Source organism: Agrobacterium vaccinii, assembly GCF_021310995.1.
Classification (GTDB): domain Bacteria; phylum Pseudomonadota; class Alphaproteobacteria; order Rhizobiales; family Rhizobiaceae; genus Agrobacterium; species Agrobacterium vaccinii.
Map to the genome: position 1 here is coordinate 1,162,629 of NZ_CP054151.1, position 17,372 is coordinate 1,180,000.

Sequence of the window (17,372 nt, forward strand, 5' to 3'; positions counted from 1 at the left end):
ATCGGTGTTATGATCCGGCGATTGCATGCGCCGGGCTTTTTGAAATGGCTCAACGCACCGCAGCACCCGACACCGCGGTGACGATGTATTTCTGGAAGAACAGGTAGAGAATGAGGATCGGTGCACCCGCAAAGACTGCCTGCGACATCAGAAAGCCAAGGCCTTCCGACTGTGCAAAATTCGTCTGTGTTGAAGCGATGCCGACCGTCAGCGTGTACATTTCCTTTTTCGTGCCGGAAATCAGTGGCCAGAAGTAATCGTTCCAGGCGTTTAGAAACGTGAATATTCCAAGGGTCGCTTGTGCCGGCAACGTTAGCGGCAACAGAACTTTCCAGAAAATCTTGAAGCGACTTGCATTGTCGAGCAACGCAGCTTCATCGAGCTCTTTCGGAATGGCCCGGAAATACTGTGTCATCAGGAATACGCCGAATGGTGCGGATAATCCGGGCAGAATAAGGCCCTGGTAGCTGTTGTGGAATTTAAGCCAGCTGAACAGCTGGTGGCGCGCGATCAATACCGCCTGCTCGGGCACGGCAAGACCCATCAGGACGAGCACGAAAATGACATTTCGGAACGGAAAGTTGAGCCGGGCAAAGCCGTAACCAGCGAGCGAAGCCAGGATGAGCGTGCCGATCGTCAGGCCACCCGAAACAACCAAGCTGTTGAGTATCCAGCGAAACACCGAAGATGTTGCCAGGATGTTGATGTAATTCTGGATGGTGTAGGGCGCATGAAACACGGCGTTCATGCTGACCATCAGCTCCTTGTTGTCCTTGATCGAAAGGGCAACGACCCAGATGAGAGGTGCCATCATAATGGCAGCCGAAGCGATAGTGAGGCAGAGGATCACCCGGTCGCCTGTGGTGCGGCCGACCATGCCGGAAACGCGTTCATTGCTCATTGCGCATCTCCCTGTCGACGAGAAACCAGAAACTGGACCATTGCGGCGATCAGGATCAACACGAACAGGACCTCAGATGCTGCTGCTCCGAGACCGAGGTCCCATTTCGTGAAGGCGGCTTCGTAAATGTAAAGAACGAGCGGCTTGGAGACATTGTTTGGCCCGCCGTTCGACATCAGTTTCGCCTGACCGAACAACTGGAACTGAAGGACGATCTGGATAACCACGACCAGCACGAAAGTCCGCTTGATGGACGGGAAGGTAATGAAGCGGAAGGTGCGCCAGCGGCTGGCGTTGTCCAGCGCGGCTGCCTCGTAGATGTCACCGGGGATTTGCTGGAGAGCCGCGAGATACAGCATCATCGGCAGACCGATGCACCACCAGATCGTCGCGATTGCAATCGCGATCATCACCAGATCGGGATTGGACAGGAAGGCGGGGGCAGTCGCGCCGAACCAGCCATAGATCGTCGATAGCAAGCCGAAGTTTGGGATGAAGACGATGCGCCAGACCAAAGTGACAATGGTGACGGAGAGGACCGACGAGGCGAAGAACACAGTGCGCAGCACAGCCGCTGTGCGCGTCTGGCGGTTGAGCGCCAGTGCCAGCAAAAGCCCGATGACGGCGAGAGCCGGAACGGTCAGCGCTACAAAATAAAACGTGTTCCAGATCGACTGAATGAAAATGCGGTCGTTGAACAGACGGATGTAATTCGTCAGGCCAACGAAGCGACCGACGGAAAAGGCGTCTGCTTTGTGCAGGCTGAGCCATATGCCCCAAAACAGGGGAACGACGAGCAGAGTGATGAAGAAGAAAAGGTAAGGCGCAACGAAAAGCGCATTGCGCCATAAGGGTGCATTGACCGACTGGACCTTGCGAGGTGCGCTGCTGACCGTCTCAGCCATGGTCGCCATCCTGCGCGTGATAAGCTCGACCATCCGCGTCGAACAGATGCGCCCGCTGGCCATCCAGCGAAAGTCCGATCCTGTCTCCGATGTTTGCACGGCTAAGGCCGATATCTTCGGCGACGATCATGCTGCCATCGTCGAGCCGTGTGTAAAGCAGCGTGCGGTCCCCCAGTCGTTCCAATACCTCGACCGTGCCATTGGTGGCTGAAGGTGCACCATCTTCCGCCCGCCGTATCGCTTCCGCGCGGATGCCAAGCGTCTGTTCACCGCTTGTCAGCATGCCGGCACGCACGCCCGTTTGCAGCCGGGAGCCATCCTGAAGGGTGGCGACTGCAAAGCCATCGGCCTCGGAAATCTGCACCGGCATGAAGTTCATCGTGGGCGAACCTACAAAGGTCGCGACGAAACGGCTGGCGGGACGCAGATAGATATCCATCGGCGTTCCGATCTGCTCGATCTTGCGGTTGTTCATCACAACCACGCGGTCGGCGAGCGTCATTGCCTCGATCTGGTCATGGGTTACGAAAATCATGGTGGATTTGACCCGGTTGCGCAGTTGGGCCAGTTCGACTCGGGTTCTCACGCGCAAGGCGGCGTCGAGGTTGGAAAGAGGTTCATCGAACAGAAATGCTTTTGGTTCCTTGACGATGGCGCGCCCGATGGCCACGCGCTGTCGCTGGCCGCCGGAAAGCTGGCCCGGCTTGCGCTCAAGCAGATGGCCGATCTCCAGCATCCTAGCCGCTTCGGCGATACGGGCCGAGACCGTTTCGGGGGGAACACCTATGTTGTGGAGGCCGAACGCCATATTGTCCGAGACAGTCATATGCGGGTAGAGCGCATAGGATTGGAATACCATAGCGATGTCGCGCTTGCCGGGAGGAAGCGTGTCGATGCGCTCGCCGTTGATGGAGATCGTACCTTCATCCACGCTCTCAAGCCCGGCGATCATGCGCAGCAAGGTGGACTTACCGCATCCCGATGGGCCGAGAAAGACCATGAACTCGTTGGCTTTAACCGAGAGTGACAGGTTTTCCAGAACGGTCATGGCACCATAACGCTTGGTGACATTGTCTATTTCGATCTGCGCCGTCATGTCAGCCTCCACCCTGCCATCGACGCCATGTCGCGATCTCTTCGTTCCGCGTAAAAGTGTATGTCCATCTTCTGCTCCCCCAACCGTGTCCTCAAGCCGACAGGCGGATCATGCGGTAACTCAGCGGTGCAACGGAAACGGTAAGCCGTTCCTGATCCAATATGGCACCTTCTCCTTTCACCGGTACGACATTGTCAGGCTTGTGTTCGGTGTTGGTGATGTTGATATCGGAGTGCGCAATGACCTGGTCGTCTGCAATCGAGAGCGCACCGAATTCCAGCAATTGAACATCGAGGTCCAGCGCTTCTGTGAGGTGACGATTGACGATGAAAAATGTCACATTGCCTTTGGCCTCGTCGCGCACAGCCGAAACATCAAGGTAGGGCACGGAGCCTACGCCGTCAGCTTCATAGGTTGGGCTATCGACCATCAGCTTCAGGGCCGTTCCACGCCCGTAGACGGATGCATAATAGTACGGATAGAAAATCGTCTGACGCCAGGCAGGGCCGCCAGGAACCGTCATGATTGGCGCGATCACGTTGACGAGCTGTGCAAGGCAGGCGATCCGCACGACGTCCGACCGGTTGATGAACGTGTTAAGGATGCAACCAACCTGCAGCACATCCTCGAAATTATAGTCATCTTCCAAAAGCGCGGGCGCCTCTGGCCAACCGCTACCACCTTCGAGAATCGCACGGTCACGCTCCTTGGAGTGGTACCAAACGTTCCATTCGTCGAAAGAGATATAGACATCTTTTTTGGATCGCTTCTTCGACTTCACATAGGCGATCACACCGGCAACGGTGGCGATGTAATTGTCGAGTTCCAAACTGCGAGCGAGGTAATTTGCCGTGTCCTTGGCGCGGTTTTCGAAATACATATGCAGCGAGATATAGTCGACCTCGTTATATGTGTGCTCCAGAACGGTTGCCTCCCACTGCGGGTAAGTCGGCATGTGAGCATTCGACGACCCGCAGACGACCAGTTCGAGGCGGCTGTCGAAAGCGCGCATCGCTTTGGCCGTCTCATGGGCAAGTCTTCCATATTCGTCTGCTGTCTTGTGGCCGATCTGCCAGGGGCCGTCCATTTCGTTGCCAAGGCACCATAGGCGCACGTCGAATGGCTCTTCGCGGCCATTGGCGCGCCGCTTGTCGCTCCAAGTGCTACCCCCCTCGTGGTTGACGTATTCCAGAAAGTTGCGCGCCTCATCCAGACCACGAGAACCGAGATTGACCGCCAGCATCATTTCCGTGCCGACAGAAGTACACCAGTCCGCGAATTCATGAATGCCGACCTGATTGCTCTCTGACGTGTGCCATGCAAGGTCCAGCCTGACGGGGCGCTCTTCCCGCGGACCGATCCCGTCTTCCCAATTATAGGCTGAAACGAAGTTGCCGCCGGGATAACGGACAATCGGGACCTGAAGCTCCTTCACGAGGTCGATGACATCCTGCCGCATGCCGTTTTCATCGGCAGTCGCGTGATCCGGCTCGTAAATCCCTGTGTAAACGGCCCGACCAAGATGCTCGATAAACGAACCGTAAAGGCGCGGATCGATCTCGGCGATGCTGAACTTGGCGTGGGCAGTAACGGCCGCCTTCATCTCATTCTCCACTGTATCCAAATCTATGATATGTATCATTATTTGAGATAAATAGAGACAACAACGGCCTTTGGGTCAAGTTAAAAGTGTTGTGCAGCGCACCCGTCGAAACGGCCTAGCGCGTTCGCAATCGCAGCAAAATATCCTGGTCGTAATTGCCGAATCCCCGGCCAAAAATATTGATGCCGCCAGGATGTTTGGCGTCGTTTTTCACGCCGATGCGCAGACGTATGGAGTGATGGACTTCCAGTCCCAGATCGGAAAGCCGCACGTCCGATATGCGTAAGCCATCGACATAAGAGCCATCTTCGTTGACACGGAAACTCTTAAGCTTGCCATATTGGGAGCCTTTCAGTTTCCACCAATCGGGAGTGTAAACGCCCCTCTGGTCGCCAAAATCTCCGGGCGAAGTCCATGTCGCGACGTCGATTCCATTGACAGCGAGGGTAATGTCGGAGGGCCAGTCAGCGCTGGTGCCCGGGACTTCGGAACTGAGCTCCAAAGCGAATTCGATCTCGCGAATTTCCGCATTCGAAAGCCTTGCATTGTTTGGAAACTGATACTCCACATAGCCGCGCGTGAACCATATCAGCGCTGTTTTCATGCGGTCTGGATCAAGAAACGTGCTGGGAACATCGAGCAGTCCAATGATGCCATCGACCGAGCAAAGACCACAGGGCGCGGACACCTCGAAGCTGGTGTAGAGACCCAAAGGCATCGACACCTCAATCGCGTTTTTTTCCGTTTCCTTGATGTTATCCTTCAGCACAATCAGGACTTCATCGTACACGCACGAGCAAATCTTCTGGCTTCCCTTGCGAGCCTTGATCGTTTCTGTGCGTATAAGCCCTGCGTCTTCCAGTAACTGGACGCTTGTTGAAACAGTTGATTGCGGAAGGCTCAGCTCAGCGGCAAGATCATTGACATTCATTGGTCCTTTCCGCTGCATCAGTTTTAGCATCGCAATACGCGCCGGTGATGCGAGAGCCTTGAGAACGGATTGATGCTCCTCTGGGTCCACGACAAGGAAATTGCGATTCACGATCAGGCTCCCAAGAATAATAGCTAATCTTTTTTGTACCTGAAAACCTGATTTGATCAATGCATAATCACCTGCAAATCTATGACAATCGATACGGTTGGACTGGTTTGATAACTCGTGCTCGCTGATTGCCCCGGGCCCTGCGTCCATCGGCAAGGCCTATAAGGGTCTGGCCATTCTGCTGATCGGCTGCCCGTGCTCGCTGGTCATCTCGACGCCCGCCGCCATCGCCGCTGGTCTTTCCGCAGGTGCGCGGCGTGGACTGCTGATGAAGGGTGGCACTGTTCTTGAGAACCTGCGTCGGGTCACGCTTGTGGCGCTCGACAAGACGGGAACGCTGACAGAGGGCAAGCCGAAGGTCACCGATATCATCCCGGTCGGGCGGTCGCATGCGCAGATACTGTCTATGGCGGCGGCGCTGGAAAGCGGTTCCAGCCACCCGCTCGCGATGGCGATCCTGGAGCGCGCCAAGAACGACAAGGTGCCGGTCCCGCCCGCCTTCGCGTCAAAAGCGATCCCCGGCAAGGGTGTTTCGGGCTCCATCGGCGGCGAGCAGGCCATGTTGCTGTCACCGAAGGCGGCACTCGCCGAGAAGCCGATCGAGCAGGCTTTGCTGGATCAGATCGACAGCCTCAACGCTGAGGGCAAGACAGTGTCCATCCTGCTCGCGGGCAATTCCGTTGCGGGCATGATCGCCATCCGCGACGAGCCACGCGACGATGCGAAATCGGGTCTCCAGATGCTGAAGCGGGCGCAGATCGGCGCAGTGATGCTGACGGGCGACAACCAGAGGACGGCAGAGGCAATCGGCGCTGATCTAGGGATTGATGTCCGCGCTGGTCTTCTGCCTGAAGACAAGCAGAAGATCGTCCGCGAAAAGCAGAGCCAGGGTTTCGTCGTCGCAAAGGTCGGTGACGGCATCAACGATGCCCCGGCATTGGCTGCGGCTGATATTGGGATAGCCATGGGTGGCGGCACGGATATCGCGTTGGAAACCGCCGATGCCGCAATCCTGCATGGTCGGGTCTCCGATATCGCCAACATGATCGATCTGTCGCACGCGACGATGGGCAATATCTGGCAGAACATCACCGTGGCGCTCAGTCTCAAGGCCGTCTTCCTGATAACGACGGTGATCGGTGTCACAGGCCTGTGGCCAGCTATTCTTGCCGACACGGGAGCCACCGTCCTCGTCACCATGAATGCCATGCGTCTGCTCGCCTGGAAGGGCAAGGTAGCGGAATGAAGGAGAATACAATGCGCAGACTGCTGCTCGGGCTTGTTGCCCTGATGCCGACCACGAGCCTCGCTCACGACTATAAGGTGGGCGACCTCGTGATCAACCATCCGAAAATCGTGGAGACGCCGCCTGGCGCCAAGGTCGCCGCTGGATATCTGACCGTCGTCAACAACGGAAGCTCGGACGACCGTCTGGTTGCCATCGAAAGCACCGTCATTCCCAAGATCGAGATGCACACGTCGACAGTCACCGATGGCGTGGCCCGCATGACGGAAATGGACGGTGGAATGGTGCTTCCAGCGGGCAAAAGCGTTGCGCTTGGAGATGCAGGGACCCACGCCATGTTCACCGATCTCACGAAGCAGTTGAAGCAGGGCGAGAAGATCGAAGCGGTGCTGGTGTTCGAGAAGGCGGGTCGCGTTCCCGTCGTCTTCAATGTCGAGAAACGATCCGCGCAGAAGGCTGAGACGCATGACCACCCGTAATTCGAAATTCCTGAAGCGTATCCGGTGGATAAGCTGGAGCCTGATTGCCGTCCTCGCCACCGCGCTTGCTATTGTATGGGTTGAGGGGAGGTTTGCGACGGAGGCCGAGGCGAAACCCTATGCGACCCCGTTTCAACTGACGGACCAGAATGGCGCGACCGTCGCGGAGCGCGACACGCTGGGCAAGCCATCGGCGTGGTTATATGGATTTACGCATTGCCCGGATGTCTGCCCGACAGCGCTGGCCGAGATGGCGCAAGTGCTTGAGCAACTTGGGCCAGAGGCGGACAAGTTGCGTGTGGTCTTCGTCAGTGTCGATCCGGCCCGTGACACGCCGGCGCTGCTCAAGGATTACGTCGCCTATTTCGATGAGCGCATCTTGGCTCTCACCGGCCCGGATCAGCAGCTGCAGCAGATGACCAAGGCAAGATATATTTATTACAAGAAGGTCGGGGAGGGTGACTCCTACGAGATGGATCACACCGCTGGCGTCCAGCTCGTGCGTGCCGATGGCAGGTTCTTCGGCACTTTGGACAGCCATGAAACGGCAGAGGTTCGGATGCAGAAAATCAGGCGTCTGATCGGCGAATAGATCATGATCCAGATAGTAACCATCGTCTTGATCTGGGCATATGTTCTCGCCTTCCTCTATCTCACGTTCCGCACGGCGCGACGATCCGGTCAGAGCGTCTGGCTGTTTTCGGCAGGGCGGGAGCGTCAGGGAATTCCTGCTGCACTCTTCCGGTTCGCCTTTATCCTTGGCTGCGCTTTGCCGCTGGTATCGTTATGGGTTGATGCGGAGTGGGCCGTTGGCACCATCACTCCGTTGAACCTCGGCGCCCCCGCTGCATCGATCGGTATCATGCTGATGATCGTAGGTGGCGCGGGTGCGCTTTATTCTCAGTGGTACATGGGCAATTCCTGGCGGATCGGTGCCGCAGCAGGCAGGTTGGGAAGCATCGTCTCCGAAGGTCCGTTTGCGTATTCCAGAAACCCCGTTTTTGTTGGCCAGATCACACTATTCTCGGGCCTTGTACTCGCCCACCCGACAGGCTTGCTGCTTGCTATTCTCATCTGCGTCGTTGTGGCCGCATGGATGCAGGTACGCATCGAAGAACGTGTCCTCGACCACGACCTTGGCAAGCCGTATTTCGACTACCGTCAACGGGTCAGAAGATGGCTGTAATCGAGGATCATCTAACACTTTTATGGTGCTGAGAAGCAAAATGTAGGGTTACTGACTAGGTTCTTAGTAACTACGGTCTTGGCGACCGCTTGAGTCTGACGGAACGGCAGGATGCAGAACCGGGCTCGGGCCTGTTGTTCCCAAGGGCTTCGGTCCCACAACCACTCTTTACGAAATGCCCTCAGCTATAAAAATAAGGCCCACATGTCCCGATAAACGGCATGCTCACCATTTCACGCCGTCCCATCCACCAGAATAAACGGCTGCCCCCGCGAACACATTTCAATCCGCGCATCCACTTTGTAGATGTTCCTCAGCATATCTGGCGTAATCACATCCGCTGTCTGGCCGCTGACCGCCATTTTGCCGCCGGCGATGACGATGGTGTGTTCGCAGTAGCGAAGCGCGTGGTTCAGGTCGTGCAGGGCGATCAGGATGATCATGCCGTTTTTACGGGCAAGGCGGGTGACGAAGTCGAGGACTTCGACCTGACGATGGAGATCCAGCGCAGAGGTTGGTTCGTCCATCAGCAGCACTTCCGGCTTGCGCACCAGCGCCTGCGCCAGCGACACCAATTGCCGTTGACCGCCCGACAACTCGCCGAGACCGCGAAACGCCAGGTCGTGGATGTTGAGCGCTTTCAGAATGGCGTCGATCTCGGCCAGTTCATCATCATGCACTTTCCAGCTGCTGCCCTGTTTGGCGGATAGCAGAATGGATTCGTAGACGGTCAGAACTGCGTTGGCGCCGGTATCCTGCGGCATGTAGCAGATGGTGCGCGGTCCCTGTTCAATCTGAGAAAGCGTCACCACACCGGGGCCTTTGATGAGGCCTGCGATGCGCTTGAACAGCGTGGATTTTCCCGCCGCATTGGGGCCGATCACCGCCGTCACGCTGCCGGCTTCCAGCATATCCATTGTGACATTGGAAAGAACCGTCGTGCGCCCGTATTTGGCGCCGACATCCTGAAGGGCGAGGGCTACCATGCGCGTCTCCTGTTGGAGAAGATGAGGACGAAGAAGAAGGGCACGCCGACCAGTGCGGTGATGACGCCAATCGGCAGGATGGCACCGGGGATCAGCATCTTGCTGACGACGGAGGTGACGGAGAGCAGCAGCGCGCCGCAGATCACCGATCCTGGTAAGAAGAAGCGCTGGTCTTCGCCCACCACCATCCGGGCGATGTGCGGGCCGACGAGGCCGACGAAACCGATGGTGCCGACGAAGGAGACCGGAATGGCGGCCAAAAGGCTGACGGTCAGCATGGTCTGCAAACGCAGGCGGCGGACATTCACGCCCATGCTGGCGGCCTTGTCGTCACCCAGCCGCAGCGCCGTCAACGCCCAGGCGTTTTTCATGAACAGTGGCACGGTCAACACCAGAATGGCGCCGGTGACATAGACCTTCGCCCATGTCGCCTTGGTCAGGCTGCCCATGGTCCAGAACACCACGGCGGCGAGCGCCTGTTCCGACGCCAGATATTCCAGCAGGGACAAAGCGGCATTGAAGGTAAATACCAGCGCGATGCCGAGCAGCACGATGGTTTCAACCGAAACGCCGCGCATCGTGGAAGCAAAGTGAATGAACATGGCCGCCAGCATAGCCATCAGGAAGGCGTTGATGGGGATCATATATTCCACGGCACCGGGAAAAATCGCCACGCCGCCGACCAGCGCCAGAGCCGCGCCGAAGCTGGCGGCGGCTGAAATACCGAGCGTGAAGGGGCTGGCTAGCGGGTTCGACAGAATGGTCTGCATCTGCGCACCTGCTACCGAGAGCGAGGCACCGACGGTGACCGCCATCAGTGCAATCGGCATGCGGATATCCCAGATCACCACGCGCAGCTGGTTGGCGACGGCGGCAGGATCGAAGATGGCTCCAATGACTTCAGATAGCGAATAACGCGCCGGGCCAAGCGCCATATCGGTTGCGACGCTTAGGCACAGCGCCACGACGAGGCCGATCAGGATCAGGATACGGCGACCGGCCAGAGCGCGATATTGATCGCGCCCCGTCGTCTCGACCTGTGTTTCCACGATGGGTGCCATTTAATTCGAGCCTTTTTCAAGTGAAACGAAATATCCCGGCTTGTAGGTCACCGGCAGGAATTTCTGGTGAAACTCTTCGAAATTCTTTTCCGGGTTCAAATCGGTAAACAGGTCCGGGTGAAACCATTTTGCAAATTGCTGGATGGGGAAGAACTCGTAAGGCGCACCATAGAACTGGTGCCAGACGGCGTGGACATTGCCCTTCTTCACCGCATCCAGTTCCGGAAACGGCGTGCGCGTCATCAGCTTTGCCAGACGTTCACGCGATAGAGCCATATCGGCACCGCGGCCAACGGGCACGAACTGGTTGATGTCGGATTCGGCTGCCCAATTGGAGCCGGTCACGATGACATGGTCCGGGTTGGACACCAGAAGCTGCTCGGGGTTGAGGTCACCAAAGGTGGTCTTGATCACGTCCGCTGCGATGTTGTGCCCACCCGCCTGTTCGACCATGGTGCCGAAATTGACAGGGCCGAAGGTGCGGCAGCAGGCGTCTTCGCCTGAGATGCCTGGCGCGCGCTCGATGAAAACGCCCGGGCGCTTCAAATCTTTCACAGACGCCAGTTTGTCCGTCACCAGCGCGATCTGTGCGCGGCGATAAGCGATGAACTCCTCCGCGCGTTGCTCGGCCCCGAAAATAGTACCGAGGACGCGGACGGAATTTTCGCTGTTTTTTTCCGGGTCGAGTCGGAAGTCGAGATAGACGACCTTGATGCCCGCCGCCGCTGCCTTCTCCTCGAACCCGCTTTCCTTGGCGGTTTTTTCCACCTCCAGATTGAGCGTGATCACATCTGGCGAAAGCGAGATGGCCTGTTCGAGGCTGAACTCGCCCTGCGGCAGATAGCCGAACAGCGGTAGTTTTGCGATCTGCGGAAAGCGTTCCACATAGGCCGCGTAGCTATCAGGGTCTTTCTTGATCAGATCATCACGCCAGCCGACGATGGTGTCGAAGGTCTTGTCGCCTTTCAGCGCGGCGATCACATGCGCCTGACGTGCCTCACCGACGATGACGCGTTTCGCGGGGTTGTCGATCTCGACCTTGCGACCGGCGGAATCGATGATTTCGGCTGACAGCGCTGGCATTGCGAGCAATGCGAGAATGAGGGCGGCGATCCGGTTAAAATTCCTGAACGGCATGGGCAATCCTTTCGGTCTTAAATGCATTGTGGCGAAGCCGTGATTGCGGCTCCGCCCTATGTCCGATTAGCGCTCCCCCCGCGCCGTTTCGTCTTATTTGTTGTCCTTGAGCGACACGAAGTAGCCAGGCTTATAGTCGAGCGGCAGGAAGCGGGCATGCAGTTCCTTGAAGGTTGCTTCCGGGTCCAGGTCCTTAAAGAGGTCAGGGTGCAGCCACTTGGCAATTTCCTGAATGGCGACGAACTGGTACGGATTGTTGTAGAACTGATGCCAGATGGCGTGGACATTACCGTCTTCGACAGCCTTGACGCCGGTAAAGGCCGGGCGCTTGGTCAGGTCTTCCAGCTTGCGACGGGCTTCCTTCAGGTCCGCGCCGTAACCAACGCCCACCCACTTGCCGCCAGGAACGTATGCGTCCCATTTGCCACCGGTGATTATGATCTGGTCCGGGTTGGAGGCGATGACCTGCTCAGGGTTTACGGTTCCGAAAGTGCCGGGAATGATGTCTTTCGCCATGTTGATGCCACCGGCGATCTCGACCATCTTGCCGAAATTCTCGTTGCCGAAGGACATGCAGCAATCATCGGAGTAGCCGCCTGCGCGCTCCATGAAAACGACAGGGCGCTTGGGCTTTTCCTTCTCCAGAACGTCCGTCACGCGCTTGATGCTGTCGGAGCGGAACGTGATGAAGTCTTCGGCAATGTCTTCCCGGCCCATCAGCTTGCCCATGACGCGCATGCTCGGCTCGGTGTTTTCCATCGGCTTTTCACGGAAGTCGACGTAGACCAAGGGAATACCGACCTTGCCGAGCTTCTCGATATAGCCGGCCTCTTCCGTCGCGGTCTTGGCGTCAATGTTCATGATGATGACGTCGGGCTTCAGGGCAACGGCCTGTTCGACATCGAAAGTGCCATCCTTCATGCCGCCGAAGGTCGGAAGCTTGGCGACCTCAGGATACTTCGCCAGATAAGCCTCATAGGTTTCCGGGTCTGCCTTGGCCAAATCGTCGCGCCAGCCAACCACGTGTTCGAACGGGTTATTTTTGTCGAGCGCTGCGAGGAAATAGATCTGACGACCTTCGCCCAAAATAACGTGCTTTACGGGAACATTCACCTCGACATCGCGCCCGGTCACATCCTTGATCGTCACTTTGTCGGCAAATGCAGGCAGTACGGTAGAAACGAAAAGACCCATTGCAAGAATGGCGGATTTGCCTCTAATGCGCATCGAATTTTTCTCCAGTAAAACTGTCCGCGCTTTATGGTTTTATGATTGCGTTAGTCAAGTTTTATCTTTTAGAGCATTTCGAAACTGGCAATCGCGAAGGTTGGACGTCATGGATAGCGCAAACAATTACGGGAACAATTTTGGCCTTCGCGATGAAATCAAGGCCTATTGGTCTGCGCGGGCCGCGACATTCGACTTGTCTCCCGGCCATGAGATTTTTTCCGAGGAGGAACGGCTGGCCTGGCTTCGCCTCGTTGAAAAGCACGTCGGCAAGGGTGAGGGCAGAAGCGCTCTCGATCTCGCCTCTGGCACCGGTGTCATATCGCATTTGATGGATGATCTCGGCTTCCGCGTGACGGGGCTCGACTGGGCTGAACCCATGCTGGAGCGCGCCAAGGCAAAGGCCAAAAACCGCAAACGCACCATCACGTTTCGCATGGGTGACGCTGAAAACACGATGGAGCCGGATGCCGCCCACGACGTCATCATCAACCGCCACCTCGTTTGGACTCTGGTGGACCCCAAGGCTGCTTTTGGTGAATGGCTGCGTGTCCTGAAGCCCGGCGGCAAGTTGCTGATCGTCGATGGCGATTTCGTCAATGTCGGCCTCACAGAGAAATTACTGAAGAATCTGGCCAACTGGCTGCAAAAACGTGGACTGCTGAAGGCCGACCCGATGCACGCGCCTGCGGACATGATGGGCACACACAACAGCATTCTGTCGCGCGTTTATTTCTCCAAAGGTGCGCGGGCCGATGCCGTTGCAGCGCTGTTGCGAGACGCGGGCTTTGAGGATGTCGTGGTCGATACCAATCTACGTGAAGTTCACAAGACACAAGCCAAGAACTGGAATGTTTTGAAAGCCGCAGCCCGCGGCATTCAGCACCGCTATGCGATCTGCGCTCGTAAACCAGGGTAAAACGACAGAAGAATGCTTCGTTGCTCCCGTGAAAAATCAACGCTGTACCCGTGGCGCCCTCTTTAAACCGTCAAAACTGCCCACCATATCAAGCCCATCAGAACGGAAGATCGGCGAAACAACCGATGATCCGTTCAAGGCGAAAACGGCAAATCCAATTCTGGCGTTTTCGCAACGAGGCTTGCCGCTTCAGGGAGCCTCAACCCTAACAATCCGGACTGTGCCGATACGGGCAGGGCGGTAAGAGGAGTTTGATATGAATATCGAGAAATATTCTGAACGCGTTCGTGGTTTTCTTCAGTCGGCGCAAACCTATGCGCTGGGCGAAAACCACCAGCAGTTTTCCGCAGAACACGTCTTGAAGGTTTTGCTGGATGATGACCAGGGCATGGCGGCGGCGCTGATCGAGCGCGCTGGCGGTAACGCCAAGGAAGCCAAGCTTGCCAACGATGCCGTGCTTGCGAAAATTCCGAAAGTTTCAGGCGGAAACGGTGGCCTGTCGCTGACCGGTCCGCTGGTCAAGGCCTTTTCGACAGCCGAAGATTTGTCCAAGAAGGCCGGTGACAGCTTCGTCACCGTGGAGCGGCTGTTGCAGGCGCTCGCCATTGAGACATCGGCATCCACGTCCTCCACCCTGAAAAAGGCTGGCGTCACGGCGCAAGCGCTCAATCAGGTCATCAACGACATCCGCAAGGGTCGCACCGCAGATAGCGCCAACGCCGAGCAAGGCTTTGACGCGCTGAAGAAATATGCCCGCGACCTGACATCGGAAGCGCGCGATGGCAAGCTGGATCCCGTGATCGGTCGTGACGATGAGATTCGTCGCACGATCCAGGTTCTGTCGCGCCGTACCAAGAACAATCCTGTCCTGATCGGTGAACCGGGCGTGGGTAAAACCGCGATTGCCGAAGGTCTGGCGTTGCGCATCATCAACGGTGACGTGCCGGAAAGCCTCAAAGACAAGAAGCTGATGGCGCTCGACATGGGTGCTTTGATTGCCGGTGCAAAATATCGCGGTGAATTCGAGGAGCGGCTGAAGGCCGTTCTGAGCGAAGTGCAGGCGGAAGCCGGTGGCATCGTGCTGTTTATCGATGAGATGCACACACTGGTGGGTGCCGGGAAGGCCGATGGCGCGATGGATGCGTCCAATCTGCTGAAGCCTGCTCTGGCTCGTGGCGAGCTTCACTGCGTCGGTGCAACCACACTCGATGAATACCGCAAGCATGTCGAAAAAGACCCCGCTCTCGCGCGTCGTTTCCAGCCGGTGCTGGTCAGCGAACCGACCGTTGAGGACACGATTTCGATCCTGCGCGGGTTGAAGGAGAAATACGAGCAGCATCACAAGGTTCGTATTTCGGATTCGGCTCTGGTTGCGGCTGCCACGCTTTCCAACCGCTACATCACCGACCGCTTCCTGCCTGATAAAGCCATCGACCTGATGGACGAAGCCGCATCGCGCCTTCGTATGCAGGTGGACAGCAAGCCGGAAGAGCTGGACGAACTTGATCGCCGCATCATTCAGCTCAAGATCGAGCGGGAAGCTTTGAAGCAGGAGACCGATGTGTCTTCCGCAGACAGGCTGAAGAAACTCGAGGATGAGCTGGCCGATACGGAAGAAAAGGCAGATGCGCTGACGGCCCGCTGGCAGGCGGAAAAGCAGAAGCTCGGCCATGCCGCTGACCTGAAGAAGCAACTGGATGAAGCTCGTAATGAGCTTGCGACAGCTCAGCGTAATGGACAGTTCCAGCGCGCTGGTGAACTGACTTATGGCATTATTCCGGGTCTTGAAAAGGAACTGGCCGACGCAGAAGCACGTGACAGCAGCGGCACAGCCTCCATGGTCCAGGAAGTGGTGACGGCTGACAACATCGCCCACGTCGTTTCGCGTTGGACAGGTATTCCAGTCGACAAGATGCTGGAAGGCCAGCGCGAAAAGCTGCTGCGCATGGAAGACGATCTTGCCAAGTCCGTCGTCGGGCAGGGCGAAGCAGTGCAGGCCGTGTCGAGGGCGGTTCGCCGTTCACGCGCCGGTTTGCAGGACCCCAATCGCCCGATCGGCTCCTTCATCTTCCTCGGCCCGACCGGCGTTGGCAAGACGGAGCTGACCAAGGCACTCGCGCGGTTCCTCTTCGATGACGAAACCGCAATGGTTCGCCTCGACATGTCGGAATATATGGAGAAACACTCCGTTGCCCGGCTGATCGGCGCGCCTCCAGGCTATGTCGGATATGAGGAAGGCGGCGCTTTGACGGAAGCTATTCGTCGGCGTCCTTACCAAGTCGTGCTGTTCGACGAGATCGAGAAAGCGCATCCGGATGTGTTCAACGTCCTGTTGCAGGTGTTGGATGATGGCCGTCTGACAGACGGGCAGGGTCGCACCGTCGATTTCAAAAACACCATCATCATCATGACCTCGAACCTTGGTTCGGAATTCCTGACGCAGATGGGCGACAACGACGATGTTGATTCCGTTCGTGATATGGTGATGGAGCGGGTACGCGGCCACTTCCGGCCGGAGTTCCTCAACCGTATCGACGACATCATCCTGTTCCATCGTCTGCATCGCAACGAAATGGGTGCAATCGTCGATATCCAGCTTCAGCGTCTCGTGTCGCTGCTCAGCGATCGAAAGATAGAACTGGATTTGGACGAAGACGCGCGCATCTGGCTGGCCGATAAGGGTTACGATCCGGCCTACGGCGCCCGCCCGTTGAAGCGCATCATCCAGAAATCGGTACAGGATCGCCTTGCCGAAATGATCCTCGGCGGAGAAATCCCCGATGGCGCGCGCGTGAAAGTCACTTCCGGCACAGACCGTCTGCTGTTCAAGGTCAGGCCTCAGCAGTCTGGCATCGAAACAGCCGACGCGGCATGATGAAATGAAAAAGGGCTCCTGCGATGGAGCCCTTTTTGTTTGTGGCAGAATTCTATTAACGGCTGGCGACCTGCTCGGTTTTGCCATCAATATTCAGCAACGTGTCGATACGGCGTCTTTCATCTGAAAACCGTGCCAGCGCTTCGCCGGACAGCGACTTTCCGCCCGGCAGGCGGACCTTCATAGCATCTACCTTTGTGCCATTGACGATCAGCTCATAGTGCAGGTGGGCGCCGGTCGAAAGGCCGGTCGAGCCGACATAACCGATCACTTGACCTTGCGTTACACGCGCACCTTCGACCACGCCTTTGGCAAGGGCGTTCTGGTGATTGTAGGAGGACACATACCCGTTCGCATGGCGGATCAGCGTCTGGTTGCCGTAACCAGATGCCCATCCGGCCTTTTCCACGACGCCGTTACCAGTAGCGATGATCGGCGTTCCGCGCGGTGCTGCCCAGTCGGTGCCGGTATGCATGCGGCTGAAGCGCAGTACCGGGTGACGGCGCATACCGAAGCCCGATGTCATGCGGCCGTTGGGCACAGGGTTGCGGATCAGGAACTGCCGGATGCTCTTGCCCTGGCCATCGAAGTAATCGACGCTGCCATCATCCGGGTTCTGGAAACGATAGAAGCGGGTTTCGCTGTCGCCGAACTTGGCATTCACATAGAGAAGTTCGGACTGATCCGTCGCCTTGCCATCCGGCCCCTC

15 protein-coding genes and 1 pseudogene (1 of these 16 only partly in view) are annotated in these 17,372 nt (G+C 57.2%); 6 read left to right on the forward strand and 10 right to left on the reverse strand.

The genetic code is table 11. The annotated features are described in order from the left end of the window. Nucleotides 1-49: 49 nt before the first annotated feature. The 5 genes from HRR99_RS20510 to HRR99_RS20530 all read right to left on the reverse strand — a co-directional run bounded on the left by HRR99_RS20510 (nt 50) and on the right by HRR99_RS20530 (nt 5,547). Entirely contained in the window at nt 50-901 is an 852-nt protein-coding gene (locus HRR99_RS20510; RefSeq protein WP_233124669.1) for a carbohydrate ABC transporter permease, read from the reverse strand. After that, nucleotides 898-1,806, reverse strand: a complete 909-nt coding sequence (locus HRR99_RS20515) for a carbohydrate ABC transporter permease (RefSeq protein WP_233124670.1) — start codon at nt 1,804-1,806, stop codon at nt 898-900. The genes HRR99_RS20510 and HRR99_RS20515 overlap by 4 nt, the downstream gene beginning before the upstream one ends. After that, nucleotides 1,799-2,902, reverse strand: a complete 1,104-nt coding sequence (locus HRR99_RS20520) for an ABC transporter ATP-binding protein (protein WP_233124671.1) — start codon at nt 2,900-2,902, stop codon at nt 1,799-1,801. Before HRR99_RS20520 ends, HRR99_RS20515 begins: the two co-directional genes overlap by 8 nt. A gap of 91 nt (nt 2,903-2,993) precedes the next feature. After that, nucleotides 2,994-4,505, reverse strand: a complete 1,512-nt coding sequence (gene arfA / locus HRR99_RS20525) for an arabinosylfuranosidase ArfA (RefSeq protein ID WP_233124672.1) — start codon at nt 4,503-4,505, stop codon at nt 2,994-2,996. A gap of 115 nt (nt 4,506-4,620) precedes the next feature. Beyond that, nucleotides 4,621-5,547: an ArsR/SmtB family transcription factor gene (locus tag HRR99_RS20530; RefSeq protein ID WP_112500586.1), complete on the reverse strand. Its 927-nt coding sequence runs from the start codon at nt 5,545-5,547 to the stop codon at nt 4,621-4,623. 160 nt (nt 5,548-5,707) lie between these two features. Between HRR99_RS20530 and HRR99_RS20535 the strand changes: the two are divergent. The 4 genes and pseudogenes from HRR99_RS20535 to HRR99_RS20550 all read left to right on the forward strand — a co-directional run. Further along, a pseudogene (locus tag HRR99_RS20535) lies at nt 5,708-6,793 on the forward strand (heavy metal translocating P-type ATPase); the annotation flags it as partial. An 11-nt stretch (nt 6,794-6,804) separates the two neighbouring features. Further along, complete coding sequence (locus HRR99_RS20540) at nt 6,805-7,272, forward strand: copper chaperone PCu(A)C (protein WP_233124673.1); 468 nt, start codon at nt 6,805-6,807, stop codon at nt 7,270-7,272. After that, the gene (locus HRR99_RS20545) at nt 7,259-7,864 is read left to right on the forward strand and encodes an SCO family protein (RefSeq protein ID WP_233124674.1); all 606 of its coding nucleotides are present in this window, start codon (nt 7,259-7,261) and stop codon (nt 7,862-7,864) included. Before HRR99_RS20540 ends, HRR99_RS20545 begins: the two co-directional genes overlap by 14 nt. A gap of 3 nt (nt 7,865-7,867) precedes the next feature. After that, nucleotides 7,868-8,458: a methyltransferase family protein gene (locus tag HRR99_RS20550; RefSeq protein ID WP_233124675.1), complete on the forward strand. Its 591-nt coding sequence runs from the start codon at nt 7,868-7,870 to the stop codon at nt 8,456-8,458. Between the two features lie 233 nt (nt 8,459-8,691). Here HRR99_RS20550 and HRR99_RS20555 read toward each other — a convergent pair whose 3' ends face one another. The 4 genes from HRR99_RS20555 to HRR99_RS20570 all read right to left on the reverse strand — a co-directional run bounded on the left by HRR99_RS20555 (nt 8,692) and on the right by HRR99_RS20570 (nt 12,869). Further along, nucleotides 8,692-9,444 (reverse strand): ABC transporter ATP-binding protein, encoded by a 753-nt coding sequence (locus HRR99_RS20555; RefSeq protein ID WP_233124676.1) that lies wholly within the window; start codon nt 9,442-9,444, stop codon nt 8,692-8,694. Then, a complete protein-coding gene (locus HRR99_RS20560; protein ID WP_045229511.1) occupies nt 9,438-10,505 on the reverse strand; it encodes a FecCD family ABC transporter permease in 1,068 nt (355 codons plus the stop codon). Before HRR99_RS20560 ends, HRR99_RS20555 begins: the two co-directional genes overlap by 7 nt. Next, the gene (locus HRR99_RS20565; protein WP_233124677.1) at nt 10,506-11,642 is read right to left on the reverse strand and encodes an ABC transporter substrate-binding protein; all 1,137 of its coding nucleotides are present in this window, start codon (nt 11,640-11,642) and stop codon (nt 10,506-10,508) included. Nucleotides 11,643-11,735: 93 nt separating this feature from the next. Beyond that, complete coding sequence (locus HRR99_RS20570) at nt 11,736-12,869, reverse strand: ABC transporter substrate-binding protein (protein ID WP_111838503.1); 1,134 nt, start codon at nt 12,867-12,869, stop codon at nt 11,736-11,738. Nucleotides 12,870-12,978: 109 nt separating this feature from the next. Between HRR99_RS20570 and HRR99_RS20575 the strand changes: the two genes are divergently transcribed. Further along, nucleotides 12,979-13,788 carry a class I SAM-dependent methyltransferase gene (locus tag HRR99_RS20575; protein ID WP_233124678.1) on the forward strand — a complete coding sequence of 270 codons (810 nt, stop codon included), beginning with the start codon at nt 12,979-12,981 and terminating at the stop codon, nt 13,786-13,788. A gap of 256 nt (nt 13,789-14,044) precedes the next feature. Then, nucleotides 14,045-16,663, forward strand: coding sequence for an ATP-dependent chaperone ClpB (gene clpB, locus HRR99_RS20580; protein ID WP_233124679.1), 2,619 nt, complete (start codon nt 14,045-14,047; stop codon nt 16,661-16,663). A gap of 55 nt (nt 16,664-16,718) precedes the next feature. Here the strand turns inward: clpB and HRR99_RS20585 are convergent, their stop codons facing one another. Next, on the reverse strand, nt 16,719-17,372 hold the end of the coding sequence (locus HRR99_RS20585) for a M23 family metallopeptidase (protein ID WP_233124680.1). Its footprint extends 1,284 nt past the window's final position; the window shows 654 of its 1,938 coding nt (coding positions 1,285-1,938); its start codon lies beyond the right edge, outside the window — the gene reads right to left on this strand; it ends in the stop codon at nt 16,719-16,721.